Genomic DNA, 24,122 nt, shown 5'->3' with positions numbered 1-24,122 from the left:
CAATGCTTGAAGCGATTTCATCCACGGCGGTCTCCGCAGGACAGGCGGCGAGCCGCGCGACCGAGGCACAGGCCATCGCGCCGACGGCGCCGACCGCCATTCAGTCCACCGACGATGTCGGCTTCGAATCGGTGATGAAGCAGGTGACGACCGACGCGATCGGGACGCTGAAGGCGGGCGAGGCGGCGTCGATCTCGGCGATGCAGGGCAAGGAATCGACCCGCAAGGTCGTGGAGGCGCTGATGTCGGCCGAGCAGGCGCTGCAGACGGCGGTCGCGGTGCGCGACAAGGTCGTGCAGGCCTACCAGGAAGTCGTCCGGATGTCGATTTGATCTGAAGGAGTGGGATAAGTGAAATCGCTCGCCATTGCGGCCACGGGCATGAACGCCCAGCAGACCAACATCGAAGTCATCGCGAACAACATCGCCAACATCAACTCGACGTCGTACAAGCGTGCGCGCGCCGAGTTCACCGATCTGTTCTACCAGATGGACCGCATGCAGGGCGTCGCCAACGTCAACGGCTCCTCGCCGATCCCGGAAGGCGCCAATCTCGGTCTCGGCGTCAAGTCGGCGGCGATCCGCAAGCTGCACATCCAGGGCGCGCTGACGCAGACCGGCAACCCCTACGATATGGCGATCAACGGCCGGGGCTGGTTTCAGGTGCTCGGCCCGAACAACGAGGTGCAATACACCCGCGCGGGTTCGTTTACCCCCAACGCCAACGCCCAGCTCGTCACCACGGACGGCTATCTGCTGGATCCCGCCATCACGATCCCGCAGGGAACCGTCGAGGTCACGGTCAACCAGACCGGGCAGGTGTTCGCCAAGCTGGATACCGAGGTGAACCCGCGTCAGATCGGCCAGCTCAACCTCGCCAACTTCGCCAACGAAGCGGGCCTCGAACCGCTGGGCAGCAATCTCTATCGCGAGACCATTGCGTCGGGCACGCCGGTCGTCGGCCTGCCGGGCGATTCCGGATACGGCAAGATCAACCAGAAATGGCTGGAAGCATCGAACGTCGACCCGGTCAAGGAAATCACCGAGTTGATCTCGGCGCAGCGCGCCTACGAAATGAATGCCAAGGTCATCCAGGCCTCGGACGAAATGGCCCAGACGGTATCGAAGGGCATGCGCTAGTTCCGGTGTCGCGATGTTGAACAGGATGGATCTGATCGTGCGCGGGTTGGCCGCCGTGCTGCTGGTGCTGGCTTCGGTGCGCCTCGCCATGGCCGAGGAGAAGCGGCTTCCCGTGCCGGCGGTGTCGATCCGCGCCGGCGAGCTGATCCGGGACGATATGATCACGGAGCGCGCCTTCGCGCCGAACGGACTCGGCGTCGCCATGTTCATCGTAGGACGGCAGGTCCTGGTCGGCCGCATGGCGCGGCGCGCGCTGCTGCCGGGCCAGCCCATCCCGACCAACGCGGTGGAGGACCCCTGGACCGTCGCCCGCGGCGCCATGGTCAAGGTCGTAGTCGAGGACAGCGGCCTGTCCATCGTCACTTACGGCTCGGCGATGCAATCGGGCGCGTCCGGCGCGCTGATCCCGGTGCGCAACACGGATACCGGGGTGATCATCAGGGGCGTGGTCCAGCCCGATGGCACCGTGAAGGTCATGGACGGGTCATGACCAGAATCCTGCTTGCGCTCGTCCTGCTGCTTTCGGCCGCCTGTGCCCATGCCGCCGTCCGCATCAAGGACATCGCGGACATCAAGGGTCTGCGTGAAAACCAGATCGTCGGCTATGGCCTCGTCATCGGCCTGAACGGCACCGGCGACACGCTGCGCAACGCTCCGTTCACGGAGCAGTCCCTGCAATCGATGCTCGAGAACATGGGCATCAACGTCAGGAACGAGACCACGAGCACCAACAATCCCCCGCGCCCGACGACGCTGCGCACGCGCAACGTCGCGGCCGTGATGGTGACTGCGGACCTGACGCCCTCGATCGGGCCCGGCGAGCGCATGGACGTGACGGTGTCGTCGCTTGGCGATGCGACGTCGCTGCTCGGAGGTACGCTGGTCATGACATCGCTGCGCGCGGCCGACGGCGCCGTCTATGCGGTGGCGCAGGGCGCGATCACGGTCGCCGGTTACAGCGTCGGAGGCCAGGCGCAGAACGTCAGCCAGGGCACGCCGACGGCCGGACGCATTCCGAACGGTGCGCTGGTCGAGCGCGAAGTGCAGGGAAATCTCCATGAGATGGAGTTCCTGGTGCTGCAGCTGAAGAATCCCGACTTCGTCACCGCGACGCGCATTCTGGATGCCATCAACCGCTTCGCCGGCGGACGTTACCGGTCGCAGATCGCCTTCGAGCGCGACTATCGCACCATCGTGCTGTCGAAGCCGCGCCACATCGGCCCTGTCCGCTTCCTCGCCGAGATCGGCGAGCTGACGGTCGAGCCGGATACGCCGGCGCGGGTGGTGATCAACGAGCGCACCGGCACCGTGGTGATCGGGCGCGACGTGCGGATATCGACGGTTGCCGTGACACACGGCAACCTGTCGGTCCGTGTCACGGAGATGCCCGTGGTGTCGCAGCCGGCGCCGTTCTCGCGCGGGCAGACCGTGGTGGTCCCGCAGACCGTGGTCGAGGCCAACGAGGCGGGATCGCAGGTGGCGATCCTCAGCGGGGTCGATCTGCAGCGCCTGGTGCGCGGGCTGAACCAGATCGGCCTGAAGCCGTCGGGCATCATCGCGATCCTGCAGGCAATCAAGACGGCTGGTGCGCTCCAGGCCGATGTCATCGTGCAATGATGCGCAAGCGTCGTGCAAGCATGCTCGCTCAATGCTCGGGTCTGAAGCGAGAATCGCACGCGGCCCGATGCTGAAGCTGGATCACAAAGCCAAACTCCTCCTGCTGGTCGCGGCCTCCGTGCTCGCGGGCGCCTCGCCCGTGCTGGCCCTGGACGAGGCCAAGCCGTCGAAGCCGCTCAACCTGCTCTCCTTCGCGCGCGCGCGCGCCTCCGGTCCGCAGAAGCCGCAGCCGGTCACGGCGTTGCCGAGCGACAATGCGTCGATCCGGGCGACGGCATGGGCGGCCGAAGACCAGGGACCTGCGACCACCGGCGCGGTGCCTGCTTCCGAGGCGCCAGCGGCTGCACCTGCACCACCACCTGGATCTGCTCCGGCGCGTCCGGCCAAGCCCGGCAGCGTCACGGCGCCGCCGAAACCTGCGCCGCCGCAGGCCGCGGTCGCCGCGGACAACGATGTCGCCCTGTTCTGCAGCAACGTCGCTGATCCCGCCGTCGATGCCAGGCTGGCCTGGCAGCTCAAGGAGCTGGAAAAGGCCGAGAGCCTGCTCCGCCAGCGGATCGCCGAGGTCGAGGCCAAGCGCGCCGAATACGAACAGTGGATGGCGCTGCGCGACGACTTCCTGAAGAAGGCCGAAGCCAGCGTCGTCGAGATCTATTCGCGCATGAAGCCCGAAGCTGCGGCGACCCAGATTGCCGGCATGGCGGACGAGACCGCCGCCGCCGTGCTCGCCAAGCTCAGTCCGAGGAACTCGAGCGCGATCTTCAACGAGATGGATACGGCACGCGCGGCGCACCTCGCCGATCTGCTTGGCGGAATGCGTCGTGTCGATGACGGAAAGACCAAATAGATGAAGAAGCCGATCCTCATCCTCTCGCTCGTGCTGGCATCCGTGCTCCTGGCCGGATGCTTCCATGATCCGTCCGAGGTCCTGACCGGCCCGCAAATGTCGCCGGTCGGCAGCGGCCTCAGGACCCAGGCCGATCCGATCCCGGTGACGCCGCGCATGCGCACGCCTGTCAGCTATCGCTCGACCTGGGACGACGGCACCGATCTCTATCGCGATCCCCGCGCCCGGCGCACCGGCGACGTGGTGACGGTGATCATCTCGATGCAGGACAAGGCCAAGCTCGACAACAAGACCGGCCGCTCGCGCGATTCGCAGATCAAGTTCGGGCTCGACTGGCTGATGGACGTCGCTGGGTGGAACGACAAGGGATCGGCAAACGCCAACCTCAGCACCAACACCCAGATCAAGGGCAACGGCCAGATCGATCGCACCGAGGATATCAAGCTGTCGATCGCGGCCATCGTCACCGACGTGTTGCCGAACGGCAATATCATGATCAGCGGCTCGCAGGAGTTTCGCGTCAACACGGAGATGCGCGTGCTCAATGTCGGCGGCATCGTGCGTCCGCGCGATATCTCGCGCACCAACACGATCTCCTACGAGAAGATCGCAGAGGCGCGGGTGTCCTATGGCGGTCGCGGAAATCTGTCCGACGTACAACAGCCTGGATGGGGACATCGGATCTATGACGCCGTGGCACCATTCTGAAGTCCGCGCCGGTCTGGCCGCGCCGCGAGAGCAGAGGACGTGATGCGCCTGATTGCAGCCATCATGGTGCTGACCCTTGTCGCGATCGGTGCGGGCGCGCTGGCGGGCCTGCATCTGTTCGCGGCGGCCGAGCGCGTCGCCGACGCGAAGAAAACCGCCACGCCGCCGCCGCTTGCCTCGAGCTACGCCGGCAGCGCGCGGCTCCGGAAGCTGTCTCCGATCGTGACCAATCTGGCCGCGCCGGCCAACAACTGGGCCCGGGTCGAAGCCTCCATGGTGACCGAGAGCATGAGCGACGAGGACGCCGGCATCCTGGCCGCCCACATCAGCGAGGACATCGTCACCTATCTGCGGTCGGCGACGGTGACGCAATTCGAGGGATCGCGCGGGCTTCAGCATTTGCGCGACGACCTGACCGAGCGCGCCAACATCCGCTCGTCGGGCAAGGTGCGCGAATTGATCATTGAGACCCTGGTGATTCAGTGAGAGTGAAAACACTGCTGCTCGCGTTGGTTCTGGTCGTGCTGCCCGAAGTGGCGCTCGCCCAGATTCCGGACCTCAACTCGCTGCTGCCGCCCGGAAACGGCTCGACCAGCGGCCGGATCATCCAGCTGATGGCGCTGATCACGGTGCTGTCGGTGGCGCCGGGGCTGCTTATCATGGTGACGAGCTTCACGCGATTTGCGGTGGCGCTGTCGTTCCTGCGCGCCGGTCTCGGCCTGCAGACCACGCCGGCCAATCTGGTGCTGATCAGCCTCGCCCTTTTCATGACCTTCTACGTGATGGCGCCGACCTTCGATCGCGCCTGGGAGACCGGCGTCCAGCCGCTGATGAAGAACGAGATCTCGGAAGAGCAGGCTTATCTGAAGATCACCGATCCTTTCCGCGAGTTCATGCTGGCCCATGTTCGCGACAAGGATCTGCAGACCTTCGAGTCGCTCGCCGCGGAGAGCTTTCGCAAGAAGTTTGACGACAAGCGCGTCGATTTGCGCGTCATCATCCCGGCTTTCATGATCTCCGAGCTGAGGCGGTCGTTCGAGATCGGATTTCTCATCATCCTGCCGTTCCTGGTGATCGACATGATCGTGGCGACGCTGACGATGTCGATGGGCATGATGATGATGCCGCCGACGATCCTGGCGCTGCCGTTCAAGATGCTGTTCTTCGTGCTGATCGACGGCTGGAATCTGCTCGCCTCCGGACTGGTGCGCTCATTCTCGTAACGGCAGCGATCGCCTGGCGCCCCGTCATGGTTAGCGAAAAGTACCGCGCTATGGTTAGCGTTGGGTAATATTAACCATCTGATATTGCTATGGAATTCAAGCCGTCCTTAATCCGGCGGCAAGATTCGGCGTGTTAGCAATGCCTCACGGCGGGTTGGACCCCACCCCTATCAGTCCAAAGGCATGATGCCGCCCCTCCGTACCGGTGCAAGTCCGGTATGTCCCCTGATGAAAATGTAACGCGTACATAAAGGGACATTCGCAATGTCAAGCCTGCTCACGAACTCGTCCGCCATGACCGCGCTCCAGACCTTGCGGTCTGTCAGCTCGCAACTCTCCACCACGCAGAGCCGGATCTCCACCGGCCAGCGCGTGGCCACGGCCGCCGACAACGCCGCCTACTGGTCGATCGCCACGTCGATGCGCGCCGACAACGCCGCGCTCTCCGCCGTTTCCGACTCGCTCGGTCTGTCGGCCGCGACCGTCGACACCGAGTACACCGCTCTGAACAAGGTTATCGGCGACAGCAACTCCGGCCTGACCAAGCTCCAGTCGCTGCTGGTCGAAGCCAAGACCGCCGGTATCGATCGCAGCAAGATCCAGTCGGAAATCACCCAGATTCAGCAGGACATGAAGAACGTCGCCAGCGCGGCGACCTTCAACGGCGTCAACTGGCTGAGCACCAACGCTTCCACGCCGACGACCGTCAATCTGGTGTCCTCGTTCTCGCGCGTCGGCTCCACGCCGACCACCAGCTCGATCACCGTGACCGTCGCCAACTACTCGCTCTACACTTCGAGCACGGGTGGTATCCTCGACACGGTGGCCGGCAGCGCGTCGGTCGACAGCCTCAACATCGGTGCGCTGACCGACTCGACGGCCGACCAGACCATCCTCGATGGTTACATCGCCAAGGTCACCGCAGCGATCGGCACGGTGTCTTCGGGTGCCGCCAATCTCGGCGCCATCAAGAACCGCATCTCGAACAACTCGGAGTTCGTGAAGTCGCTGATGGACTCGGTGGATCGTGGTATCGGCCAGCTTGTCGACGCCGACATGAACCAGGAGTCCACCCGCCTGGCGGCCCTCCAGGTCCAGCAGCAGCTCGGCGTTCAGGCGCTCTCGATCGCCAACAACAACAGCCAGAGCATCCTGTCGCTGTTCCGCTAAGCCCTTAGACGATCTCGGGAGGGCCGCGCTTCTCGCGAAGCGCGGCCCTTTCGCTTGCCTGACGCGCGCACCGAGATTTCGGCGGCCCTGTTGCCGCAGGGGCACAGCGCCACAAGCCCCGCACAAGCTTCGCTCGCTATCCTTGCCGTTACGACAGGTTGGGCCCACGCGCATTTCCGCAGCCCAAAGGCATGACGCCGCCCTGTCGTACCGGTGCAAGTCCGGTATGTCCCCATCCAATCTGCTTTCAAAGGGACATCAAAGATGGCTTCCAGCCTGCTTACCAACTCCGCTGCAATGACTGCGCTCCAGACCCTCCGGAACGTCAGCGCCAGCCTGCAGACGACCGAAAACCGGATCTCCACCGGCCAGCGCGTCTCGACCGCTTCGGACAACTCGGCCTATTGGTCGATCGCGACCTCGATGCGCGCCGACAACGCCGCGCTCTCCGCCGTCTCCGACTCGCTCGGTCTGTCGGCCGCGACCGTCGACACCGAATACACCGCCCTGAACAAGGTCATCGGTGACCAGAACTCCGGCCTGACCAAGCTCCAGGCGCTGCTGGTCGAAGCCAAGACCGCCGGTATCGACCGCACCAAGATCCAGGCCGAAATCACCCAGATCCAGCAGGACATGAAGAACGTCGCCAGTGCGGCGACCTTCAACGGCGTCAACTGGCTGAGCACGAACGCCTCCACCCCTGCGACCGTCAACCTGGTATCGTCGTTCTCGCGCGTCGGCGGCACGCCGACGATCAGCACCATCACGGTGACCGTCGCCAACTACTCGCTCTATACCGCGACCACGGGTGGTATCCTCGACACGGTGGCCGGCAGCGCTTCGGTCGACAGCCTCAACATCGGTGCGCTGACCGACTCGACGGCCGACCAGACCATTCTCGATGGTTACATCTCGAAGGTCACCGCCGCGATCAACACGGTCAGCCAGTCCGCCGCCAACCTCGGCGCCATCAAGAACCGCATCTCGAACAACTCGGAGTTCGTGAAGTCGCTGATGGACTCGGTGGATCGTGGTATCGGCCAGCTCGTCGACGCCGACATGAACGCGGAATCGACCCGCCTCCAGGCGCTGCAGACCCAGCAGCAGCTCGGCGTTCAGGCGCTCTCGATCGCCAACCAGAACAGCCAGAGCATCCTGTCGCTGTTCCGCGGCTAAGCGGCGCTTTCGAAGACGACCGTGCTCCCTTGAGGGAGCACGGTCCCCGCCGTAACCGGCGGACGTGACGGCACGACGTGCCCGCAATCGATCTCCCGACGTCGATTTTTCATGCGACACGCTGCGGCCGATGGTGCGGCCAAGCGTCCCGGTGCGTTGCCGCCGACCTGATTGCGTCGCCAATGCTTCTTGTGAGATGGGCTTCTTGTAAAAGAGGCCATCTTGTAAAATTACAACGCCTCGCCTGCGAACTGACACATTCGTGTCCTCGCGCAACCTTCAGACAAGGTTGGCAGCGGAGTGTCCTCACCGTTCGCATTGGTACGAGGTCATATGCTCAGTCGTGCGCAGGTACAGCAACTGCTCAACAATCTGCTGGAGCTTGGGCCGCGACGCCTGATGGCCCTGGGCCTGATCGGCTTTGCCGTTCTCGTGACCGTCGTCGGCGGCGCGTACTATCTGAGCCGGCCTGAATTCGAGACGCTCTATACCGGCCTCACCCGCGAGGACGTGACGCGCATGGGCGCGGCGCTGCGCGAGCAGAACATCACCTTCGACGTCAATACGGCCGGCGACGCGCTCTCGGTGCGCCCGAGCCAGACCATGCAGGCGCGGATGCTGCTCGCCGAGAAGGGGCTGCCGACCAGCGCCAATTCCGGCTACGAGCTGTTCGACAAGATCGGCTCGCTCGGGCTGACCTCGTTCATGCAGGAGGTCACCAAGCTCCGGGCGCTGGAAGGCGAGATCGCGCGCACGGTACAGTTGATGAAGGGCGTCAAGGCGGCGCGGGTGCATATCGTGCTGCCGGTGCGCGGCTCGTTCCGCGCGACGCAGCAACCGCCGTCCGCCTCGGTCGTGCTGCGCACAGACGGCGCGATCGAGGCACGCACTGCGCAGTCGATCCGCCATCTCGTCGCCGCCGCCATTCCCGGCATGAGCCGCGACAAGGTGACGGTGCTGGATGCCGACGGCTCGATGCTGCTCGCCGAAGAGGACGAGGCGAGCGCCGCCCCGACCAAGATGGCGAGCCTGCAGAAGACCGTCGGCGGCATGGTGCAGGAGAACATCCGCAAGGCGCTGACGCCGTATCTCGGCCTTGACAATTTCGAGGTCAGCGTCTCGCCGCAGCTCTCCACCGACAAGCGGCAGGTCAACGAGACCGTCTACGATCCGGAGAGCCGCGCCGAGCGCTCGGTGCGGAACGTGCGCGAGAAGGAATCGTCGCAGAACGCCGACCGTTCGACGCCGACGACGGTGCAGCAGAACCTTCCCGATCAGCAGGTCAATGCCGGCGGCGGCAAGAACTCCAGCGAGGACAAGACCCGCCGCGAGGACGTCACCAATTTCGAGGTCTCGTCCAAGACCACGACGACGGTGAGCGACGGCTATTTGGTGAAGAAGCTCTTCATCGCCGTTCTGGTCAATCGTGCACGGCTGGTCGCCGATCTCGGCGACAAGACCAACCAGGCCATCGTCGACAGCAAGCTTGCCGAGATCAGCCAGCTCGCGGCGACGGCCGGCGGACTGGACAAGACGCGCGGCGACCAGATCCAGGTGACGGCCGTCGACTTCATCGAGGGCTCGCGCGAACTGGCGCCGGTGCCCCCGATCAGCTTCGTCGAGATGATCAACAAGCAGCTCGGCAGCGTCATCAACGCGGTGACGATCCTGGCCGTCGCCTCGATGCTGGTCTGGTTCGGATTGCGGCCCGCGGTCAACGGAATTCTGACCCATCGCGCGCAGCAGGAACAGGCGGAGGCTGCCGAGGTCGCCGAGCTCGAAGCCGCCGCCGCCCTCGCGTTGCCGGACAGCGAGGAGGCCGAGCTCAATCTCGTCGAAGACCTCGAAGGCAAGATGCAGCGAACGCCGCAGAAGCGACTGGAGCAGATCGTCCGGCTCGACCAGGCGCAGGCCGCAGCGATCCTTAAAGACTGGATGCGACGCGAGGAGGCGGCATGAACGCGGCAATCGGAAAATTCCTGACGCAGTTCGACGCGAACGGCCGGGCCAAATCACCGCCGCCTCCGCCGTCCAGGATCCAGGACGTGCTGACGAGGTCGAAGGAGGTCATGCGCGAGCCTTCGCCGCAGCCTCAGGCCCAGCCGCAACAGCTGCCGCCGTCGCCGTCGTCGGCGCCGAAGGCGGAAGCCCCGCCGGCCAGTCTCCTGGACGATGCCTACCGTCGCGGCCATGCGGCCGGCGTCGCGGACGGCGACGCCAGGCTCGCCGAGGAACGCGTCCGCAGCGCGATCCGGCTCGGCGAGGAGCGCGCCAAATGGTCAGACCAGCAGGCGATCGCGATCGTCGGCGGTTTCGAGACCGCTTGCCGCGAGATCGAGACCAACATCGCAAGCTCCGTGGCGCGGATATTGCTGCCGTTCCTCACCGAGGCGGTCCGCGACAAGGCGATCGGATCGTTGGTGGAGCATGTTGCGGCGCTGACCGGCAATTCGCCGGTGCCGGTGTTCAAGGTCACCGGCCCGAGTGAGCTGCTCGACCTCGTGAAGACGCAGCTCGAGGGGGCGAGGCGAACCGGTATCGAGTACGAGGCCGCCGATATCTTGGAGGTTCGCGTCGTGGCCGACCAGACCGTGATCGAGACGCAGATCACGGCCTGGAGCGAACGCCTGAAGGAAGCGCGCCGGTAACCCGCCATGGAAGAGGTCAAGCAGGAGCTCGTGATCGTCCGCCGGCGCAGCGCTTTCGCCGAGGAGGCGCATCACGGCGGCGTATGGAAGATCGCCTATGCGGACTTCATGACCGCGATGATGGCGTTCTTCCTGGTCATGTGGCTGCTCAACGCGCTCAATCAGGATCAGAAGCAGGTCGTCGCGAGCTATTTCAATCCGATCCAACTCGCGGAAAATGCCCCCGCGCCGAAAGGTCTGAAGAATCTGCCCAAGAAGGAGACGACGTCGCTCGAAGGTCAGGACGGCAAGCGTCAGCCGGCCGGCTCGAACGAAGAACGGCGCGGTGACTCGCCGACGGCCGAGAAGCCGGCCTCCTATGAAGAGAAGCTCCTGTTCCGCGATCCCTACGTGACGCTCGCCGAGATCGCGAACAGCGCGAACCAGTCCTCGGGGCAGCGCCGCGCCGGCGCGCTGACATCCGCCGAGGAGGACGGCTTCAAGGGCGGCGACGCCTACCGCGATCCCTTTGACCCCGGCTATTGGAAGCTCGCGCCGCAAGCGTCGTCCAAGGATGCCGATCGGATGATCGAGAGCGAGCTCAGGCCGAATGCCTCCGCGCGCGACGGCGCGCCGGGCACAAATCAGGGCGAGCCGCAGCAGCGTCGTGCCAAGGCCGACGATGCCGGCGGAAGCCTGGCGCCAAACGCGGATGCGTCGTCAGCAAACCTCTCGCCATTGCTGCCGCCGGGGGCCGCACCGGCGCAGGCCTCGCGCGAGGGCAGCGCCCAGGCGACCGTTCAAGCGACCGTTCAAACCAACGCCGCCGCGCAGGCGCGTCCCGGCGATACGACGAAGGGGCCCGAGCCGCGCGATGCGGCGCAAGCCCAGCAGCCGACCGTCAAGCAGCTTCAAGCCGCCGTCACGGAGGCGCTGTCCGACATCAAGGCGGGCGCCGGGCCGGCGGCCGAGGTGCGTCAGGTCGAGGAGGGCCTCCTGATCAGCCTGACCGACGATGCGAGCTTCGGCATGTTCGCGGTCGGCTCGGCCGAGCCGCGGCCCGAGCTGATCCGCGTGATCGACAAGATCGGGCCGCTGCTGACGAAGCGCCAGGGCGTGATCATCGTCCGCGGCCATACCGACAATCGGCCGTATCGTTCGGAGACTTACGACAATTGGCGGCTGTCGACCGCACGTGCGCAGATGGCCTATTACATGCTGGTTCGCTCCGGCGTCGACGCATTGCGGATCGAGCATGTCGAAGGCTATGCCGACCGCCGGCCGAAGCTTCCGAACGATCCGGCGGCCGCGCAGAACCGCCGGATCGAGATCCTGATCCGTGAGAAGCGCCCTTGATCAGGCCGCTCCTTCGCGCCGCATTGCTGCTCCTGCCGTTCACGGCAGCGAACGCGCTTGCGGAGCCCGCGCGCCAGCCGGGCGAGCCCTACGAACTCGTCCGCGGGTTGCAGGCGGTGCAGGACGGCATCGCCAACGGTGACACCGCCGCGCATGGCAGTCACATCGCGCTGATTCGACAGATCGGAGAGAGATTTCTCGCCGCCGATCCGGGCGTGTGGAGCAACGCGCAAAATAGCCAGGCTGCGGTCATCTACCTGCTCAGCGGCGGCGCGCCGCAAATCGTCCGCAAGCTGCCGCGCGACAAGATGAACATCGACGAGCGGCTGTTCAACGGCGCGCTCGCCTATGTCGAGGGTCGTCAGGAGGAAGCGCGGGAGCAGCTCAAGGACGTCAAGCCGCGGACGCTGTCCTCGGGCCTCGGCGGACAGGTCGCGCTGGTCCAGGGCGCCCTGTTCGCGCGTGCCGAGGCATCGCTCGCGATCGAACGTCTCGACGACGCCCGCCTGCTCCTGCCCGGCACGCTGGTGGAGGAGGCGGCCTTGCGCCGTGAGATCCTGCTGGTGGGGCAGGCGGAGGATTTCGACAAGTTCGAGTTCCTGGCGCTGGCCTATATCCGCCACTACCGCAACTCGATCTATGCCGGCGATTTCTGGCAGCGCTTCTCCACGAGCCTGGCGCAATCGAGTCTCGCGCTCGACGAGCGTCGCTTCGCGCGCATCGCGGCGCTCCTCGAGCAGATCGAGCGCGCGGGGCGACTCAAGCTCTATCTCGTGATCGCGCGCGCGGCGATGCTGCGCGGACAGCTGGCCGTCACGCGGCTTGCCGGCGAGCGGGCGCTGACGCTCAGCGCCGACGCCTCGGCGGATCGCGAGCGGGCGCATTTCTTCCGCGGCGTCGCGCGGGCACTCACCGACGAATATGACGGCGGTCTCGCCGAGCTGAAGGCACTCGACCGGTCGAAGCTGCCCGAGCGGGACGTCCTCCTTCTGAATGCCACGGTGCAGCTCGCGCTCGATGTTCGCAAGCCGCTTCCGGGCGGATCCGCCATTGCTGCCGACAAGCCTCCGGCAACGCCGGCGCGTCTCGATTTGGCGTCATCGACGGTGACGCTCGCGCGCGCGCATAAGCAACTCGGCGAACTCGAACTCCTGACCAGGGACCGCCGTCCATGACCAAGCTCAGTGGAACCTCCGAACAAATTTTCTCGGGTCTCGCCGAGAGCCTCAACATTCGCGGGACGTCGCGGTCGGCGAAGAGCGCTGGGGCCAAATCGCAGGGCGCCTCGTCGTTCAACGATCTGCTCCACACCGTCTCGAACCTCGCCAAGCAGGCATTGACCGATGAGGGCAGCGACACGACCGCGAAGGCCGGAACGCTGCGCACGCATCTGGCCCACCCGGCGGGCAAGGACAAGTCGAAGGACGAGACGGACGATCGCACCGAGGCGATCGACGTGATTGGGGCCGGCGACCAGACGACCGACAAATCCTCGGAGACGCAAGGTCCGGTCGGCCATGACCCCAAGCCGGACGTCTCCAACCGCCCGACCGTTGCCGCGATCATGGGACAGGATCTCATTGCTGCATCGGCTGTAAAGCCGACAATGCCGTCGCAGTCGGGTGACAAGAAAGACGCGCGCGAGGAGCGCTCATCCGGCGCGAGGCGCGAAGTCCCGGCCGCTGGCATGGCGAAGGCAAGTACGGCGGATTCCGCGCCATCCGCTGCGGTTCCGACCGGCGCGCGTGCGCAAGGCGGGGCCTCGCAAGCCGCGGCCGTACAGCAAGGCAGCGACGCCTCCGCCAAAGCCATGCCCGCGACATCAGGCTTCGAGGCCGTCACGGCCAATGTCGAACGCGTCGCCAAGGCGTCGACGCGTGACGCATTGCCCGAGACGACCAAGGTCACCGTGGTCCAGCAGGAGACGCATCTGCCTCCGGCGCAGTTCAACGCCCCGCAACAGGTCGCCAATGCTGTCGTCGCCGAGCTGAAGGACTCCGCGGGCCCGGCGGCGTCTGCAGCGCCCGATCTCTCGGCATCCCAGACTAATGCGCCCGATCAGCCGCTCAAGATCCTGACCATCAATCTCGAGCCGCCCGCGCTCGGCAACGTCACCGTGCGCCTTCGCCTCGTCGGCACCGAAGTGTCCGTCCACCTTGCGGCCGCGCGCAAGGACACCAGCCAGATGCTGGATCAGCAGCGCGACCAGATCCGCGATCTCATGCAGTCGGCGGGCTATGTCGCCGACGTCGCGCCCGTGCAACACGGCTCGCTGGACGGATTCCAGAGCGGCTCCGGCCAGTCGCAGCCGCAGCTTTCGGGCCAGCAACAGCCCTCGTCGCAGTCGCAAGGAACGTTCGGCGGCGCAGGCACGTCGTCGGGGCAATCCGACGGCGGCGCGAAGCAGGCCCGCCAGGAGCGCCAGCCCAGCCAGGAGACGCGTCATGACCAGGACGTGGGGCCGCATCTTCGTCGCGGCCCTGTTTATCTGTAACGCCGGCGCCGCGGCCGCGGCCACCGACGGCGCGGGCCCCTGCGAGCGCGAGATGGCGCGCGCTGCCCAGCAGCACGGGATTCCGCTCGGCATTCTCTATGCGGTCGGTCTCACCGAGACCGGGCGTCGCGGCGCGTTGCATCCTTACGCCCTCGGCGCCGACGGCCAGACCGTGTTCGCCAAGGACATGGACGATGCGATCGCAAATTTCCAGGCCATGCGCGGCAAGGGCATCAAGCTGATCGACCTCGGCTGCATGCAGATCAATCATTACTATCACGGCGACAAGTTCGTTTCGGTGCGCGCCATGTTCGATCCCGCGAAGAACGTCGAATATGCCGCGCGCTTCCTGAAAGAGCTGAAGCAGCGCGAGGGCAGCTGGACCATGGCAGTGGCCCGCTACAATGCCGGCCCCAACAACCAGCCGGCGCAGAAGCGCTATGTCTGTCACATCGTGGCTCACCTCGTGTCGAGCGGCTTCGGCGCCTGGACCGACAAGGCGCGCTCTTTCTGTCAGCCGAAAACGACATGACGATTTGAAGTTGTGCATGGTCCCGAACCATCAGCCCCGCGCAAGCAAGATCCCCCATTGTAACTGCAACCTACCAAAGGAGCCCACTTCATGAGCCTGTATGGTGTTATGCGCACCGGCGTTTCCGGCATGAGCGCGCAGTCCAACAAGCTGTCGACGGTTTCGGACAACATCGCCAACGTCAACACCACAGGTTACAAGCGGGCTTCGACCGAATTCTCCTCGCTGATCCTGAAGAGCGGCTCCGGCAATTACGACTCCGGCGCTGTCGAAACCACCGTCCGTTACGCCATCAGCGACGCCGGGCATACGCAGTTCACGACGTCGTCCACGGACCTTGCCGTGCAAGGCAACGGCTTCTTCGTCGTCTCGAACGCCAACAACACGCAGCAATTCCTGACGCGCGCCGGCTCGTTCGTCCCGGACGCTCAGGGCAACCTCGTCAACGCGGCCGGCTACTACCTTCTGGGGCAGCCCGGTAAAGTGACCAATTTCTCGCAGAACAGCCTGGCTGGAATGCAGATCGTCAACATCGCCCAGGTCTCGCAGGTGCCGGTGCCGTCGACGGCGGGCACCCTGACGACCGGCAATCTCGATCCGAAGGCGGCCGTCATCGCCGGTCCGCCCGGTCCGGCGTCCTATTCGTCGAAGAGCTCGATCGTCGCCTACAACAATATCGGGCAGGCCGTTACGCTCGACGTCTATATGTCCCACACCGCGACGGCGGCCGGCTCCGACACCTGGCAGATTCAGGTCTACGACTCCGCAACGGGCACCTCGCTCGGCGCCGCCACCACGTTCACCTTCGACACCACCGCGGCCGGAAAGGGCGCGCTGGCAGCCGCGAGCCCGACGGGTCTCACCGTGACCGTCCCGGGCGGCGCCGCGCTGACCATGGATCTGTCGAACATGACGCAGGTGGGCACCGACTTCAGCTTCAAGGCAACCGTCAACGGCAGCGTTCCCTCGGCGATCGACAAGATCGATGTCGACGAGAACGGATACGTCACAGCCGTGCTCAAGAACGGGCAGCAGACGACGCTCTACACCATCATGCTCGCCGACGTCGCGAGCCCCGACAATCTGACGCCCGAGCCGGGCAACGTCTATTCAACCAACATGAACTCGGGCAATGCGCAGGCCGGGAATGCCGGCACCGGCGGGCTCGGCACGGTTCAGTCCGGCGCGCTGGAGGACTCCAACGTCGATCTCGCGGACGAGCTCACCGGGATGATCGAGGCCCAACGCGGATTCACCGCCAACTCGAAATCGTTCCAGACGGGCGCCGACCTGCTCGACGTCGTCGTCAACCTGAAGCGCTGAATTCTTCGGCGCTCACCCCCGGCAAGAGCAGATCATGTCCCTTACCGCCGCTCTCGACTCCGCTCGCGCCTCGCTCATGGCGTCGGGCATCCAGTCGTCGACGATCTCGCGCAACATCGCCGGTGCCAGCGCCACCGGCTATTCGCGCAAGATCGCCGTGTTGGACAACCTCCCCGGCACCGGCGTCTATGTCGCGGCGATCCAGCGTGCGGCCAGTTCGGGCCTCTATTCGAACGTGCTGACCGCGACCTCGTCGTCGGCCAAGCAGAGCGTGATCTATGACGGCCTGCAGAAGATCGCGGCCGCGACGGTGGACGATCCCGAGCTCGAGCAGTCGCCGACCGCCCTGCTCAACAAGCTGAAGCAGGCGCTGCAGCAATACGCCAACTCCACCGACAACGCGACCCTGGCGCAGGCCGCCGTGACGTCCGCCAAGGACATGGTGAGCGCGCTCAACCAGGCCACCAAGACGGTGCAGTCGGTCCGTGAAGGAGCCGACGCCGACATGGCGAATTCGGTCGCCAACATCAACCAGCTGCTGTCCCAGTTCCAGACCGTCAACACGGCCATCGTGAAGGGCACGATCTCCGGCGACGACGTCACCGACTATCTCGACCAGCGCGACAGCATCGTCTCCAGGTTGTCGCAGGAGACCGGGGTCTCGATGTCGATCCGGGCCAATGGAGACGCCGCGCTCTATACCGACAGCGGCGTCGTGCTGTTCGACAAGATTGCGCGGACGGTGAGCTTTGCGCCGACCAACGCCTACACGGCCGGCACCACGGGCAATGCCGTCTTCATCGACGGCGTGCCTGTGACCGGCGCCAATTCCGTCATGCCGCTCAAGTCCGGCAAGCTCGCCGGCCTCGCCCAGCTGCGCGACCAGGACACCGTCACGTATCAGAGCCAGCTCGACGAAATCGCGCGCGGCCTGATCGACGCCTTCAAGGAGAGCGACCAGTCGGGCCGTCCCGACGCTGGCGGACCGGCCCGGCCTGTTCACCTATCCCGGCGCGCCCGCGATGCCCGCGAGCGCCACGATCTCGGTGGGCCTCGCGGGTCAGATCGCAGTCGCCGCCTCGGTCGATCCGGCCATGGGCGGAAACCCGGACCTGCTGCGCGACGGCGCCATCAGCGGCCTTCCGGCCTTCAACTACAACACGACCGGCAATGCCGGCTTCTCGACGCGGCTCCAGCAGCTCATCAACAACATGGGCGCCCCGCAGCCGTTCGACGCCACGGCTCAGGGCAAGCCGAGCGGCAGCGTGATCGAGTTCGCATCCTCCTCGGCGAGCTGGATCGAAAGCCAGCGCAAGACGGCCGACGACAACGTGCAGTACCAGAATACGCTGCTCGACCGCAGCACAGCGGCGCTGTCCAACGTCAGCGGCGTCAATATGGACGACGAGATGGCGTTGATGCTCCAGGTCGAGCGCACCTATTCGGCGTCGTCGAAGATCATTTCCACCGTCGACGAGATGCTGCAGAGCCTGCTGGCTGCCGTGGGGAACTAAGTCATGATGAGCGCGAACTACATCTCGACCCTGATGCTGTCTTCGTCGCTGAGGTCGTCGATCACGAACAACCAGAGCGCGCTGACCAAGGCCTCGAAGGAGGCGACCACCGGCCGTTTTGCCGATGTCGGCCTCGAGCTCGGCACGGGGGCGGGCCGCGACGTGGCGCTGCGGGCCGATTTCAACTTCGCCGATCAGCTCGTCGACACCAACGAGCTGGTTGCGGGGCGGCTCGACGTCACCCAGAACCGCATCACGCAGCTCGGCAAGACCGCGTCGGAATTCCTCAAGAACCTGATCGCGGCCCGCGACGCCGAGAGCGGCGCGGAGATCATCATGCCGAGCGCGTCCGCGAACCTCCAGGACGTCATTGGCGCGCTCAACGTTTCCTACAACGGGTCGTATCTGTTCGGTGGAATCAATACACAGACCGTGCCCATCACGAACTACACGGCCGGCTCGGCCAGCAAGAACCAGGTCGATGCGGACTTCCTGGCGACGTTCGGCTTCTCGCAGTCTGCCCCCGGCGTGAGCACGATCACGCCGGCGCAGATGCAGAATTTCCTCGACAACGCCTTTGACGCCGAGTTCGCGAGCCCGGCCTGGAATACCAACTGGTCGTCGGCCACGGACCAGACGCTGTCGAGCCGCATCTCCACGACCGAGGTCGTCGACAGCTCGGTCAGTGCCAACCAGCCCGGCTTCCGCAAGCTGGCCGAGGCCTACACCATGCTGACCGATCTCGGCACCACGAGCCTGAGCAAGGACACGTTCCAGGTCGTCGTCGACAAGGCGATCGGCTTGGTCAGCGGCGCGATCAACGATCTCGCCGTGCTCGGCGGCACCGTCGGCTCGATCCAGCAACGGGTCACCGGCGCGACCGAGAAGCTGAAGATCCAGAAGGACATCCTCAACGACCAGATCGTCAAGCTGGAGGCGGTCGACCCGACCGAGGCTTCGGTCCGCGTCAACACCCTGCAGACCCAGATCAAGACGGCGCTGGCGCTGACCTCGCAGCTCCAGCAGATCAGCCTCATCAACTATCTCTAGAGCCGAGGCTCGCAGCCTCGTCCTGTTATCCGGTCTCCTGCGCAGAGTGATGCTGATGACGTTTGAAGCCTATGAATCGGTCGTCGACGAGAGCGGTTACGAGGCGCGGGGCCGCGAGCGGCAGGCGCTCAGCCTCGGCATCGACCGGCTCGAGCGGCTTCAGAGAGGCGTGTTCCGCCTCGAGGATCTGGTCGAGAGCCTGCTCTATGTGCGGCGGTTGTGGACGATCTTCATCGAGGATCTCTCGCATCCGGAAAACGGGCTCCCCGACAAGCTGCGCGCCGACATCATCTCGATCGGCCTGTGGGTCGTCAAGGAAGCCGATCGCCTTCGCGAGGAGAGGTCGAACGACGTGATGCAGCTCATCGAAATCAACCGCCTGATCCGAGACGCTCTTTGATGAAGATCTCCTTGCGCGCGGGCGAACGGATCTACATCAACGGCGCGGTGCTGCGCGTGGACCGCAAGGTCTCCGTCGAGCTCGTCAACGACGTGATGTTCCTGCTCGAAGGGCAGGTCATGCAGGCCTCCGACGCCACCACGGCGCTGCGGCAGCTCTACTTCATCGTCCAGCTCATGCTGATGAACCCGACCGATATCCGCGACGCCGCGGCGCTCTATGGACAGCATCATGCGGCCCTGTGCGCCGTGTGCGAGAGCCGCGAGATGCTGGACGGACTGGGCGTGGTCGACGAGCTGGTCGGGGCGACCCGCTACTTCGAGGCACTCAAGCGGATCCGGGCCCTGTTCCCGGTGGAGCAGGCCATCCTGGCCGGCGCCATCACCGAGTCCCCATTCCAGGCTGCCTGACAGCGGAGAGGCACATGAACGTCACCAGCGCGACCGACAAATCCAGTTCAACCGGCTCCCCCAATCCGACCGCGAGCAACAGCGTCGACTACAACACGTTCCTTCAGCTTCTCGTCGCCGAGATGAAGAACCAGGATCCGACCAATCCGATGGATACCTCGCAATATATGAGCCAGTTCGCGCAGCTCTCGACGGTCGAGCAGGCCATGCAGACCAATTCGAAGCTGGATGCGCTGCTGTCCTCGCAGTCGTTGTCGCAGGCCAACGGCCTGATCGGCAAGACCGTCAGCTTCACCGACGCCACCGGCGAGAGCTTCAGCGGCAAGGTCGTTTCGGTCTCCATCAACGCCGACGGCTCCATCGCGACCCTCGAGAACGGCACCAAGGTCGCGGTCGGGCCGGGGCTCACGATCAGCCAGTCATGAACGAACGGGACGCTCTCGACATCGTCCAGGCGGCGATCTGGACCATCATCGTCGCCTCCGGGCCCGCGGTCGGTGCCGCGATGCTGGTCGGCACCGTCATCGCTTTGATCCAGGCCCTGACCCAGATCCAGGAGGTGACGCTGACCTTCGTTCCGAAGATCATCGTCATTCTCGTCGTGGTCGCCATCTCCGGCTCCTTCATCGGCGCGCATCTTTCCACCTTCACCGAGATGGTCTATTCGCATATCGAGCGCGGCTTCTGATCCGCCCAGGACTCGGCACCATCCCCGCGTAAGCTTTGCGGGGCAGATTAGAGGTGGACCCTCTGCCGGTGACCCATGGCCGATACGTTAGCTGCTAGCCTGCCGACCCCACGACGATTGGGGGCCGACGCCTTCTTCGCCGGCGGCATCGTGGCCATGCTCACGATCCTGTTCCTGCCGATCCCGCCGATCCTGATCGATCTCGGTCTTGCGTTCTCGATCGCGCTGTCGGCGCTGATCCTGATGGTCGCGCTGTGGATCCAGCGGCCGCTCGACTTCTCGGCCTTCCCGACCGTGCTGCTGATCGCGACGATCCTGCGGCTGGCGCTGAACGTCGCAACTACCCGCCTGATCCTGTCGCGCGGCGGGGAGGGCGAGCAGGCTGCCGGCCACGTCGTCGCCGGCTTCTCCAAGTTCGTCATGGGTGGCGACTTCGTCATCGGCCTGATCATCTTCGCCATCCTGGTCACCGTGAACTTCGTCGTGATCACCAAGGGCGCGACGCGAATCGCCGAAGTCGGCGCCCGTTTCACCCTGGATGCCATCCCCGGCAAGCAGATGGCGATCGACGCGGACCTGTCCGCGGGCCTGATCGACGACAAGGAAGCCCAGCGCCGGCGTCGCGAGCTCGAAGAGGAAAGCTCCTTCTTCGGCGCGATGGACGGTGCCTCGAAATTCGTCCGCGGCGATGCCATCGCCGGCCTGATCATCACCGCGATCAACATCTTCGGCGGCATCATCATCGGCGTCACGCATCACGGTCTGACGCTGTCGCGCGCCGCCGACGTCTACACCAAACTCTCCGTGGGCGACGGTCTGGTCACGCAGATGCCGGCACTGATCGTGTCGCTGTCGGCGGGCCTTCTGGTCTCCAAGGGCGGCACCAGGGGATCGGCGGAGCAGGCCGTGCTGCGGCAGCTCGGCGGCTATCCCCGCGCGGTGTCGGCCGCTTCGCTGATGATGTTCGTGCTCGCCTTGATGCCGGGGTTGCCGATGAGCCCGTTCGTGCTGCTCGGCGGCGTCATGGCCTTCGTCGGCTATTCGCTGCCGAAGCGACAAGCCGCGCGGGAGCGGAAGGAGGATGCGCGCAAGGCCGACGAGCGCGCTCAGGCGGAGGCCAAGGAATCCGTCAAGGACCAGCTCAAGACCGCCGAGATCGAGCTGGCGCTCGGCGGCCATCTTTCGGTCCATCTGCTGGGCTCGCGCACCGAGCTCGCCCACCGCGTCGCCAAGATCCGCAAGAAGTTCGCCAAGCAGTACGGCTTCGTCATTCCCGAGATCAAGCTCAGCGACAATCTGTCGATCGATCCCAAGGGTTACCAGATCCGGATCCACGACACCCGCGTTGCCCATGGCGAGCTCAGGCTCGGCGAGGTGCTGGTGCTGGTCGACAAGGACGGCAAGCCCGACGTGCCCGGCGAAGAGGTGGTCGAACCCGCCTTCGGCATGAAGGCGCTGTGGGTGACGGAAGCCTTCACGGACGAAGTCAAGCGTCAGGGCTGCAAGCCGGTCGACAATCTGTCGGTGCTGCTCACGCATTTGAGCGAAGTGCTCAGGGCGAACCTCGCCCAGCTCTTGTCCTACAAGGACATGCGCGCGCTGCTCGACCGTCTCGATCCCGAATACAAGCGCCTCGTCGAGGATCTCTGCCCGTCGCAGATCTCCTATTCGGGCCTGCTGGCGATCCTGAAGATCCTGCTGGCCGAGCGCGTGTCCATCCGCAACCTTCACCTCATCCTCGAGGCGATCGCCGAGATCGCACCTCACGTGCGGCGCTCCGAGCAGGTCGCCGAGCACGTGCGGACCCGGCTGGCGCAGCAGATCTGCGGCGACCTCTCCGACAACGGCGTGCTCAACGTCGTCAGGCTGGGCAACCGCTGGGACCTGGCGTTCCACCAGAGCCTGAAGCGCGACGGCAAGGGCGACGTCGTCGAGTTCGACGCCGATCCGCGCCTGATCGAGCAGTTCGCGACCGAAGCCAGCGCCGCGATCCGCAAGTTCACCGAGAACGGCACCAGCGTGGTGCTCGCGGTGACACCTGAAGCACGGCCCTATGTCCGGATGATCCTGGAGCGGGTGTTCCCGACTTTGCCGATCTTGTCGCATGTCGAAGTCGCGCGCAGCGCCGAGATCAGGGCGCTCGGAGCCGTGTCGTGATCAGCGGCCTTGCCGACAGCGTTCTGGTGACGTTCATCGTGTTCTGCCGCATCGGCGCCTGCCTGATGCTGGTGCCCGGTTTTTCCAGCGTCAACGTTCCGGCTCAGGTCCGCCTGTTCGTGGCGCTTGTCACCACGTTCGCGCTGACGCCGATCCTGATCGCGGTGCTGAAACCTCTCACCGACAACGCCGCGCCGCTGACGCTGGCGCTCCTGATCTGCTCCGAGCTCGTGGTCGGCAGCGTCATCGGGCTCGGCGGACGGGTGTTCTTCCTCGCGCTTCAGACCATGGCGACCGTGATGGCGAGTGCGATCGGGCTCAGCAACATTCCGGGGACGCCGGTCGCCGACAGCGATCCGGCGCCCGCGCTGGTGCCGCTGATCATGGTGTCGGTCACCACGCTCTTCTTCATGACCGACCAGCATTGGCAGGTCCTGCGCGGGCTGATGAATTCGTACGACGTCTGGCGTCCCGGCGACAGGCTCGGCGGCGGCATGGCGCTCGAGCTGCTCGTCGGCCGCCTGTCGGAAGCGTTCGTGCTGACGCTGCGGATCGCGAGCCCCTTCATCGTCTATTCGGTGATCGTCAATCTGGCGGTCAGCCTGATCAACAAGCTGACGCCGGCGATCCCGGTCTATTTCGTCTCGGTGCCTTTCGTGCTGTTTGGCGGCTTCCTGCTGCTCTACCTCACGAGCGACGAGCTGCTGACGCAATTCATGCTCGGCCTCTCGTCCTGGCTGGCGGAGTGACGCCGTGACCATTTCGCGCGCGGACAAGCTTGGCCGGATGGTGTCGCTGGTGAAGCTCCAGCTCCGGCTGTCCGAATGGCAGCTCGCGCAGCTGCGGCAGCAGGAGCGAAGCCTGCAGGACGAGCAGGAATGGCTGGTGGGGGCCCTGAACGACGGCAAGCCGCCGGCGGGGTCGTCGAGCGATTCGATCGCGCGGCGCTTGAACAGGACGAGCGTCGGTGCGCGTGCGATCCAGGCGCAGGCCGCCCGGCAGCTCGACCAGATCCGCACCGAGAGCCGCCGCGTCAAGCAGCTCGAGCAGGTCGCCAAGGCGGCGCTGGCCGACAAGCTCCGTGACGCCGAGAAGCGCACGCTCGAGGAAATGACGGGAATAAGCCCAGCCGTGCGCGCATGGACGCCACGGCCAGCCAACCGGAACAAGCCATGATCGTGACCGCGACACCCGACCTCGTTCTCGACGTCCTCGATGCCGGCGATCCCGTGACGCAGCGCGCGGCGGCCGCGAAACTCGACGCGCTGAAATCCTCCGACGCGGATTTCGCCGCCACCATGGAGGCCGAGGCCGGCAAGGCGGCGGCGGCCGCCGAGCAGCCGGCGACGAAGGTTTCCGAGGCGCCGTCGGATGCGTTGAACGGGGCGCCGGTGCGGATGATCAAGGCGCCGGCATCCGTCGAGGCTTACCGGAAGTTCGAGGCATTCATCCTCCAGACCTTCGTCGAGACGATGTTGCCGAAGGAATCCGAGCAGATCTTTGGCAAGGGCACGGCCGGCGGCGTCTGGAAGTCAATGCTGGCGGAGCAGCTTGGCAGCCAGCTGGCAAAGGGCAACGGCATTGGCATCGCCAAGCAGCTGGCCGCCGCGAATGCGGCGGCGCCGAACGGTGCCGGCAAGGCCGGATGATGATCGGCGAACGGGTGACAGAAGTTGAAGGGTGAATTTCCT

Annotated in this window: 26 protein-coding genes and 1 pseudogene; all 27 read left to right on the top strand. The window is 65.3% G+C overall.

Annotated features, from left to right (window positions below; all coding sequences use genetic code 11):
* Positions 1 to 2 precede the first annotated feature (2 nt).
* Positions 3 to 332 carry a flagellar hook-basal body complex protein FliE gene (gene fliE / locus CIT39_RS28020; protein ID WP_094977117.1) on the top strand — a complete coding sequence of 110 codons (330 nt, stop codon included), beginning with the start codon at positions 3 to 5 and terminating at the stop codon, positions 330 to 332.
* An 18-nt stretch (positions 333 to 350) separates the two neighbouring features.
* Entirely contained in the window at positions 351 to 1,139 is a 789-nt protein-coding gene (gene flgG, locus CIT39_RS28015) for a flagellar basal-body rod protein FlgG (RefSeq protein ID WP_094977118.1), read from the top strand.
* 13 nt (positions 1,140 to 1,152) lie between these two features.
* On the top strand, positions 1,153 to 1,629 hold the full coding sequence (gene flgA, locus CIT39_RS28010; protein WP_094977119.1) for a flagellar basal body P-ring formation chaperone FlgA: 477 nt from the start codon (positions 1,153 to 1,155) through the stop codon (positions 1,627 to 1,629).
* Positions 1,626 to 2,756, top strand: a complete 1,131-nt coding sequence (gene flgI, locus CIT39_RS28005; RefSeq protein WP_094977120.1) for a flagellar basal body P-ring protein FlgI — start codon at positions 1,626 to 1,628, stop codon at positions 2,754 to 2,756. Before flgA ends, flgI begins: the two co-directional genes overlap by 4 nt.
* A 67-nt stretch (positions 2,757 to 2,823) precedes the next feature.
* The gene (locus tag CIT39_RS28000) at positions 2,824 to 3,603 is read left to right on the top strand and encodes a MotE family protein (RefSeq protein ID WP_162308724.1); all 780 of its coding nucleotides are present in this window, start codon (positions 2,824 to 2,826) and stop codon (positions 3,601 to 3,603) included.
* Positions 3,604 to 4,311 (top strand): flagellar basal body L-ring protein FlgH, encoded by a 708-nt coding sequence (gene flgH, locus CIT39_RS27995; protein ID WP_094977122.1) that lies wholly within the window; start codon positions 3,604 to 3,606, stop codon positions 4,309 to 4,311.
* 42 nt (positions 4,312 to 4,353) lie between these two features.
* A complete protein-coding gene (locus CIT39_RS27990) occupies positions 4,354 to 4,797 on the top strand; it encodes a flagellar basal body-associated FliL family protein (protein WP_162308723.1) in 444 nt (147 codons plus the stop codon).
* Positions 4,794 to 5,534, top strand: a complete 741-nt coding sequence (gene fliP / locus CIT39_RS27985) for a flagellar type III secretion system pore protein FliP (protein ID WP_094977124.1) — start codon at positions 4,794 to 4,796, stop codon at positions 5,532 to 5,534. The genes CIT39_RS27990 and fliP overlap by 4 nt, the downstream gene beginning before the upstream one ends.
* A gap of 264 nt (positions 5,535 to 5,798) precedes the next feature.
* The gene (locus CIT39_RS27980) at positions 5,799 to 6,704 is read left to right on the top strand and encodes a flagellin N-terminal helical domain-containing protein (protein WP_094977125.1); all 906 of its coding nucleotides are present in this window, start codon (positions 5,799 to 5,801) and stop codon (positions 6,702 to 6,704) included.
* 264 nt (positions 6,705 to 6,968) lie between these two features.
* Positions 6,969 to 7,880 carry a flagellin N-terminal helical domain-containing protein gene (locus CIT39_RS27975; protein ID WP_094977126.1) on the top strand — a complete coding sequence of 304 codons (912 nt, stop codon included), beginning with the start codon at positions 6,969 to 6,971 and terminating at the stop codon, positions 7,878 to 7,880.
* Between the two features lie 333 nt (positions 7,881 to 8,213).
* A complete protein-coding gene (gene fliF, locus CIT39_RS27970; RefSeq protein ID WP_162308722.1) occupies positions 8,214 to 9,839 on the top strand; it encodes a flagellar basal-body MS-ring/collar protein FliF in 1,626 nt (541 codons plus the stop codon).
* Positions 9,836 to 10,528, top strand: a complete 693-nt coding sequence (locus tag CIT39_RS27965; protein ID WP_094977128.1) for a hypothetical protein — start codon at positions 9,836 to 9,838, stop codon at positions 10,526 to 10,528. Before fliF ends, CIT39_RS27965 begins: the two co-directional genes overlap by 4 nt.
* Before the next feature lie 6 nt (positions 10,529 to 10,534).
* Positions 10,535 to 11,863: a MotB family protein gene (locus CIT39_RS27960; protein WP_094977129.1), complete on the top strand. Its 1,329-nt coding sequence runs from the start codon at positions 10,535 to 10,537 to the stop codon at positions 11,861 to 11,863.
* The gene (locus tag CIT39_RS27955; protein WP_094977130.1) at positions 11,860 to 13,038 is read left to right on the top strand and encodes a chemotaxis protein; all 1,179 of its coding nucleotides are present in this window, start codon (positions 11,860 to 11,862) and stop codon (positions 13,036 to 13,038) included. The genes CIT39_RS27960 and CIT39_RS27955 overlap by 4 nt, the downstream gene beginning before the upstream one ends.
* Entirely contained in the window at positions 13,035 to 14,357 is a 1,323-nt protein-coding gene (gene fliK, locus CIT39_RS27950; RefSeq protein WP_094977131.1) for a flagellar hook-length control protein FliK, read from the top strand. The genes CIT39_RS27955 and fliK overlap by 4 nt, the downstream gene beginning before the upstream one ends.
* Positions 14,308 to 14,889, top strand: a complete 582-nt coding sequence (locus CIT39_RS27945) for a transglycosylase SLT domain-containing protein (RefSeq protein ID WP_094977132.1) — start codon at positions 14,308 to 14,310, stop codon at positions 14,887 to 14,889. Before fliK ends, CIT39_RS27945 begins: the two co-directional genes overlap by 50 nt.
* Positions 14,890 to 14,979: 90 nt before the next feature.
* Positions 14,980 to 16,212 (top strand): flagellar hook protein FlgE, encoded by a 1,233-nt coding sequence (locus CIT39_RS27940; protein ID WP_094977133.1) that lies wholly within the window; start codon positions 14,980 to 14,982, stop codon positions 16,210 to 16,212.
* 34 nt (positions 16,213 to 16,246) lie between these two features.
* Positions 16,247 to 17,726 (top strand): annotated as a pseudogene (flgK, locus tag CIT39_RS27935) (flagellar hook-associated protein FlgK).
* A gap of 3 nt (positions 17,727 to 17,729) precedes the next feature.
* Positions 17,730 to 18,776: a flagellar hook-associated family protein gene (locus tag CIT39_RS27930; protein WP_094977135.1), complete on the top strand. Its 1,047-nt coding sequence runs from the start codon at positions 17,730 to 17,732 to the stop codon at positions 18,774 to 18,776.
* Positions 18,777 to 18,831: 55 nt separating this feature from the next.
* Positions 18,832 to 19,176, top strand: coding sequence for a flagellar biosynthesis regulator FlaF (gene flaF / locus CIT39_RS27925; protein WP_162308721.1), 345 nt, complete (start codon positions 18,832 to 18,834; stop codon positions 19,174 to 19,176).
* Positions 19,176 to 19,586, top strand: coding sequence for a flagellar biosynthesis repressor FlbT (flbT, locus tag CIT39_RS27920; protein WP_094977137.1), 411 nt, complete (start codon positions 19,176 to 19,178; stop codon positions 19,584 to 19,586). Before flaF ends, flbT begins: the two co-directional genes overlap by 1 nt.
* Positions 19,587 to 19,600: 14 nt before the next feature.
* Positions 19,601 to 20,011: a flagellar hook assembly protein FlgD gene (gene flgD, locus CIT39_RS27915; RefSeq protein WP_094977138.1), complete on the top strand. Its 411-nt coding sequence runs from the start codon at positions 19,601 to 19,603 to the stop codon at positions 20,009 to 20,011.
* Positions 20,008 to 20,274, top strand: coding sequence for a flagellar biosynthesis protein FliQ (gene fliQ / locus CIT39_RS27910; RefSeq protein ID WP_094977139.1), 267 nt, complete (start codon positions 20,008 to 20,010; stop codon positions 20,272 to 20,274). Before flgD ends, fliQ begins: the two co-directional genes overlap by 4 nt.
* Before the next feature lie 75 nt (positions 20,275 to 20,349).
* Positions 20,350 to 22,431, top strand: a complete 2,082-nt coding sequence (flhA, locus tag CIT39_RS27905) for a flagellar biosynthesis protein FlhA (protein ID WP_094977140.1) — start codon at positions 20,350 to 20,352, stop codon at positions 22,429 to 22,431.
* Positions 22,428 to 23,180, top strand: coding sequence for a flagellar biosynthesis protein FliR (gene fliR / locus CIT39_RS27900; protein WP_094977141.1), 753 nt, complete (start codon positions 22,428 to 22,430; stop codon positions 23,178 to 23,180). The genes flhA and fliR overlap by 4 nt, the downstream gene beginning before the upstream one ends.
* 37 nt (positions 23,181 to 23,217) lie before the next feature.
* Positions 23,218 to 23,607, top strand: a complete 390-nt coding sequence (locus tag CIT39_RS27895) for a hypothetical protein (RefSeq protein ID WP_094977142.1) — start codon at positions 23,218 to 23,220, stop codon at positions 23,605 to 23,607.
* On the top strand, positions 23,604 to 24,080 hold the full coding sequence (locus CIT39_RS27890; RefSeq protein ID WP_162308720.1) for a rod-binding protein: 477 nt from the start codon (positions 23,604 to 23,606) through the stop codon (positions 24,078 to 24,080). Before CIT39_RS27895 ends, CIT39_RS27890 begins: the two co-directional genes overlap by 4 nt.
* The last annotated feature ends 42 nt before the right edge of the window (positions 24,081 to 24,122 follow it).

The organism is Bradyrhizobium symbiodeficiens (genome assembly GCF_002266465.3).
Classification (GTDB): domain Bacteria; phylum Pseudomonadota; class Alphaproteobacteria; order Rhizobiales; family Xanthobacteraceae; genus Bradyrhizobium; species Bradyrhizobium symbiodeficiens.
The sequence above is the reverse complement of the archived record's forward strand: the minus strand, read 5'-3'. Positions and strand labels throughout refer to the sequence as shown.

Bases quoted from the DNA above. Each gene is read 5' to 3' on its own strand.
- CIT39_RS27945 (WP_094977132.1), top strand. From the start codon at position 14,308: ATGACCAGGACGTGGGGCCGCATCTTCGTCGCGGCCCTGTTTATCTGT.
- CIT39_RS27890 (WP_162308720.1), top strand. From the start codon at position 23,604: ATGATCGTGACCGCGACACCCGACCTCGTTCTCGACGTCCTCGATGCC.
- flgH (WP_094977122.1), top strand. From the start codon at position 3,604: ATGAAGAAGCCGATCCTCATCCTCTCGCTCGTGCTGGCATCCGTGCTC.
- CIT39_RS27980 (WP_094977125.1), top strand. From the start codon at position 5,799: ATGTCAAGCCTGCTCACGAACTCGTCCGCCATGACCGCGCTCCAGACC.
- fliF (WP_162308722.1), top strand. From the start codon at position 8,214: ATGCTCAGTCGTGCGCAGGTACAGCAACTGCTCAACAATCTGCTGGAG.
- CIT39_RS27930 (WP_094977135.1), top strand. From the start codon at position 17,730: ATGATGAGCGCGAACTACATCTCGACCCTGATGCTGTCTTCGTCGCTG.
- flhA (WP_094977140.1), top strand. From the start codon at position 20,350: ATGGCCGATACGTTAGCTGCTAGCCTGCCGACCCCACGACGATTGGGG.
- CIT39_RS27940 (WP_094977133.1), top strand. From the start codon at position 14,980: ATGAGCCTGTATGGTGTTATGCGCACCGGCGTTTCCGGCATGAGCGCG.
- CIT39_RS27990 (WP_162308723.1), top strand. From the start codon at position 4,354: ATGCGCCTGATTGCAGCCATCATGGTGCTGACCCTTGTCGCGATCGGT.
- CIT39_RS28000 (WP_162308724.1), top strand. From the start codon at position 2,824: ATGCTGAAGCTGGATCACAAAGCCAAACTCCTCCTGCTGGTCGCGGCC.
- flgD (WP_094977138.1), top strand. From the start codon at position 19,601: ATGAACGTCACCAGCGCGACCGACAAATCCAGTTCAACCGGCTCCCCC.
- CIT39_RS27965 (WP_094977128.1), top strand. From the start codon at position 9,836: ATGAACGCGGCAATCGGAAAATTCCTGACGCAGTTCGACGCGAACGGC.
- flbT (WP_094977137.1), top strand. From the start codon at position 19,176: ATGAAGATCTCCTTGCGCGCGGGCGAACGGATCTACATCAACGGCGCG.
- fliQ (WP_094977139.1), top strand. From the start codon at position 20,008: ATGAACGAACGGGACGCTCTCGACATCGTCCAGGCGGCGATCTGGACC.
- fliK (WP_094977131.1), top strand. From the start codon at position 13,035: ATGACCAAGCTCAGTGGAACCTCCGAACAAATTTTCTCGGGTCTCGCC.
- CIT39_RS27895 (WP_094977142.1), top strand. From the start codon at position 23,218: ATGGTGTCGCTGGTGAAGCTCCAGCTCCGGCTGTCCGAATGGCAGCTC.
- flgA (WP_094977119.1), top strand. From the start codon at position 1,153: ATGTTGAACAGGATGGATCTGATCGTGCGCGGGTTGGCCGCCGTGCTG.
- flgI (WP_094977120.1), top strand. From the start codon at position 1,626: ATGACCAGAATCCTGCTTGCGCTCGTCCTGCTGCTTTCGGCCGCCTGT.
- CIT39_RS27960 (WP_094977129.1), top strand. From the start codon at position 10,535: ATGGAAGAGGTCAAGCAGGAGCTCGTGATCGTCCGCCGGCGCAGCGCT.
- fliE (WP_094977117.1), top strand. From the start codon at position 3: ATGCTTGAAGCGATTTCATCCACGGCGGTCTCCGCAGGACAGGCGGCG.
- CIT39_RS27975 (WP_094977126.1), top strand. From the start codon at position 6,969: ATGGCTTCCAGCCTGCTTACCAACTCCGCTGCAATGACTGCGCTCCAG.
- flaF (WP_162308721.1), top strand. From the start codon at position 18,832: ATGACGTTTGAAGCCTATGAATCGGTCGTCGACGAGAGCGGTTACGAG.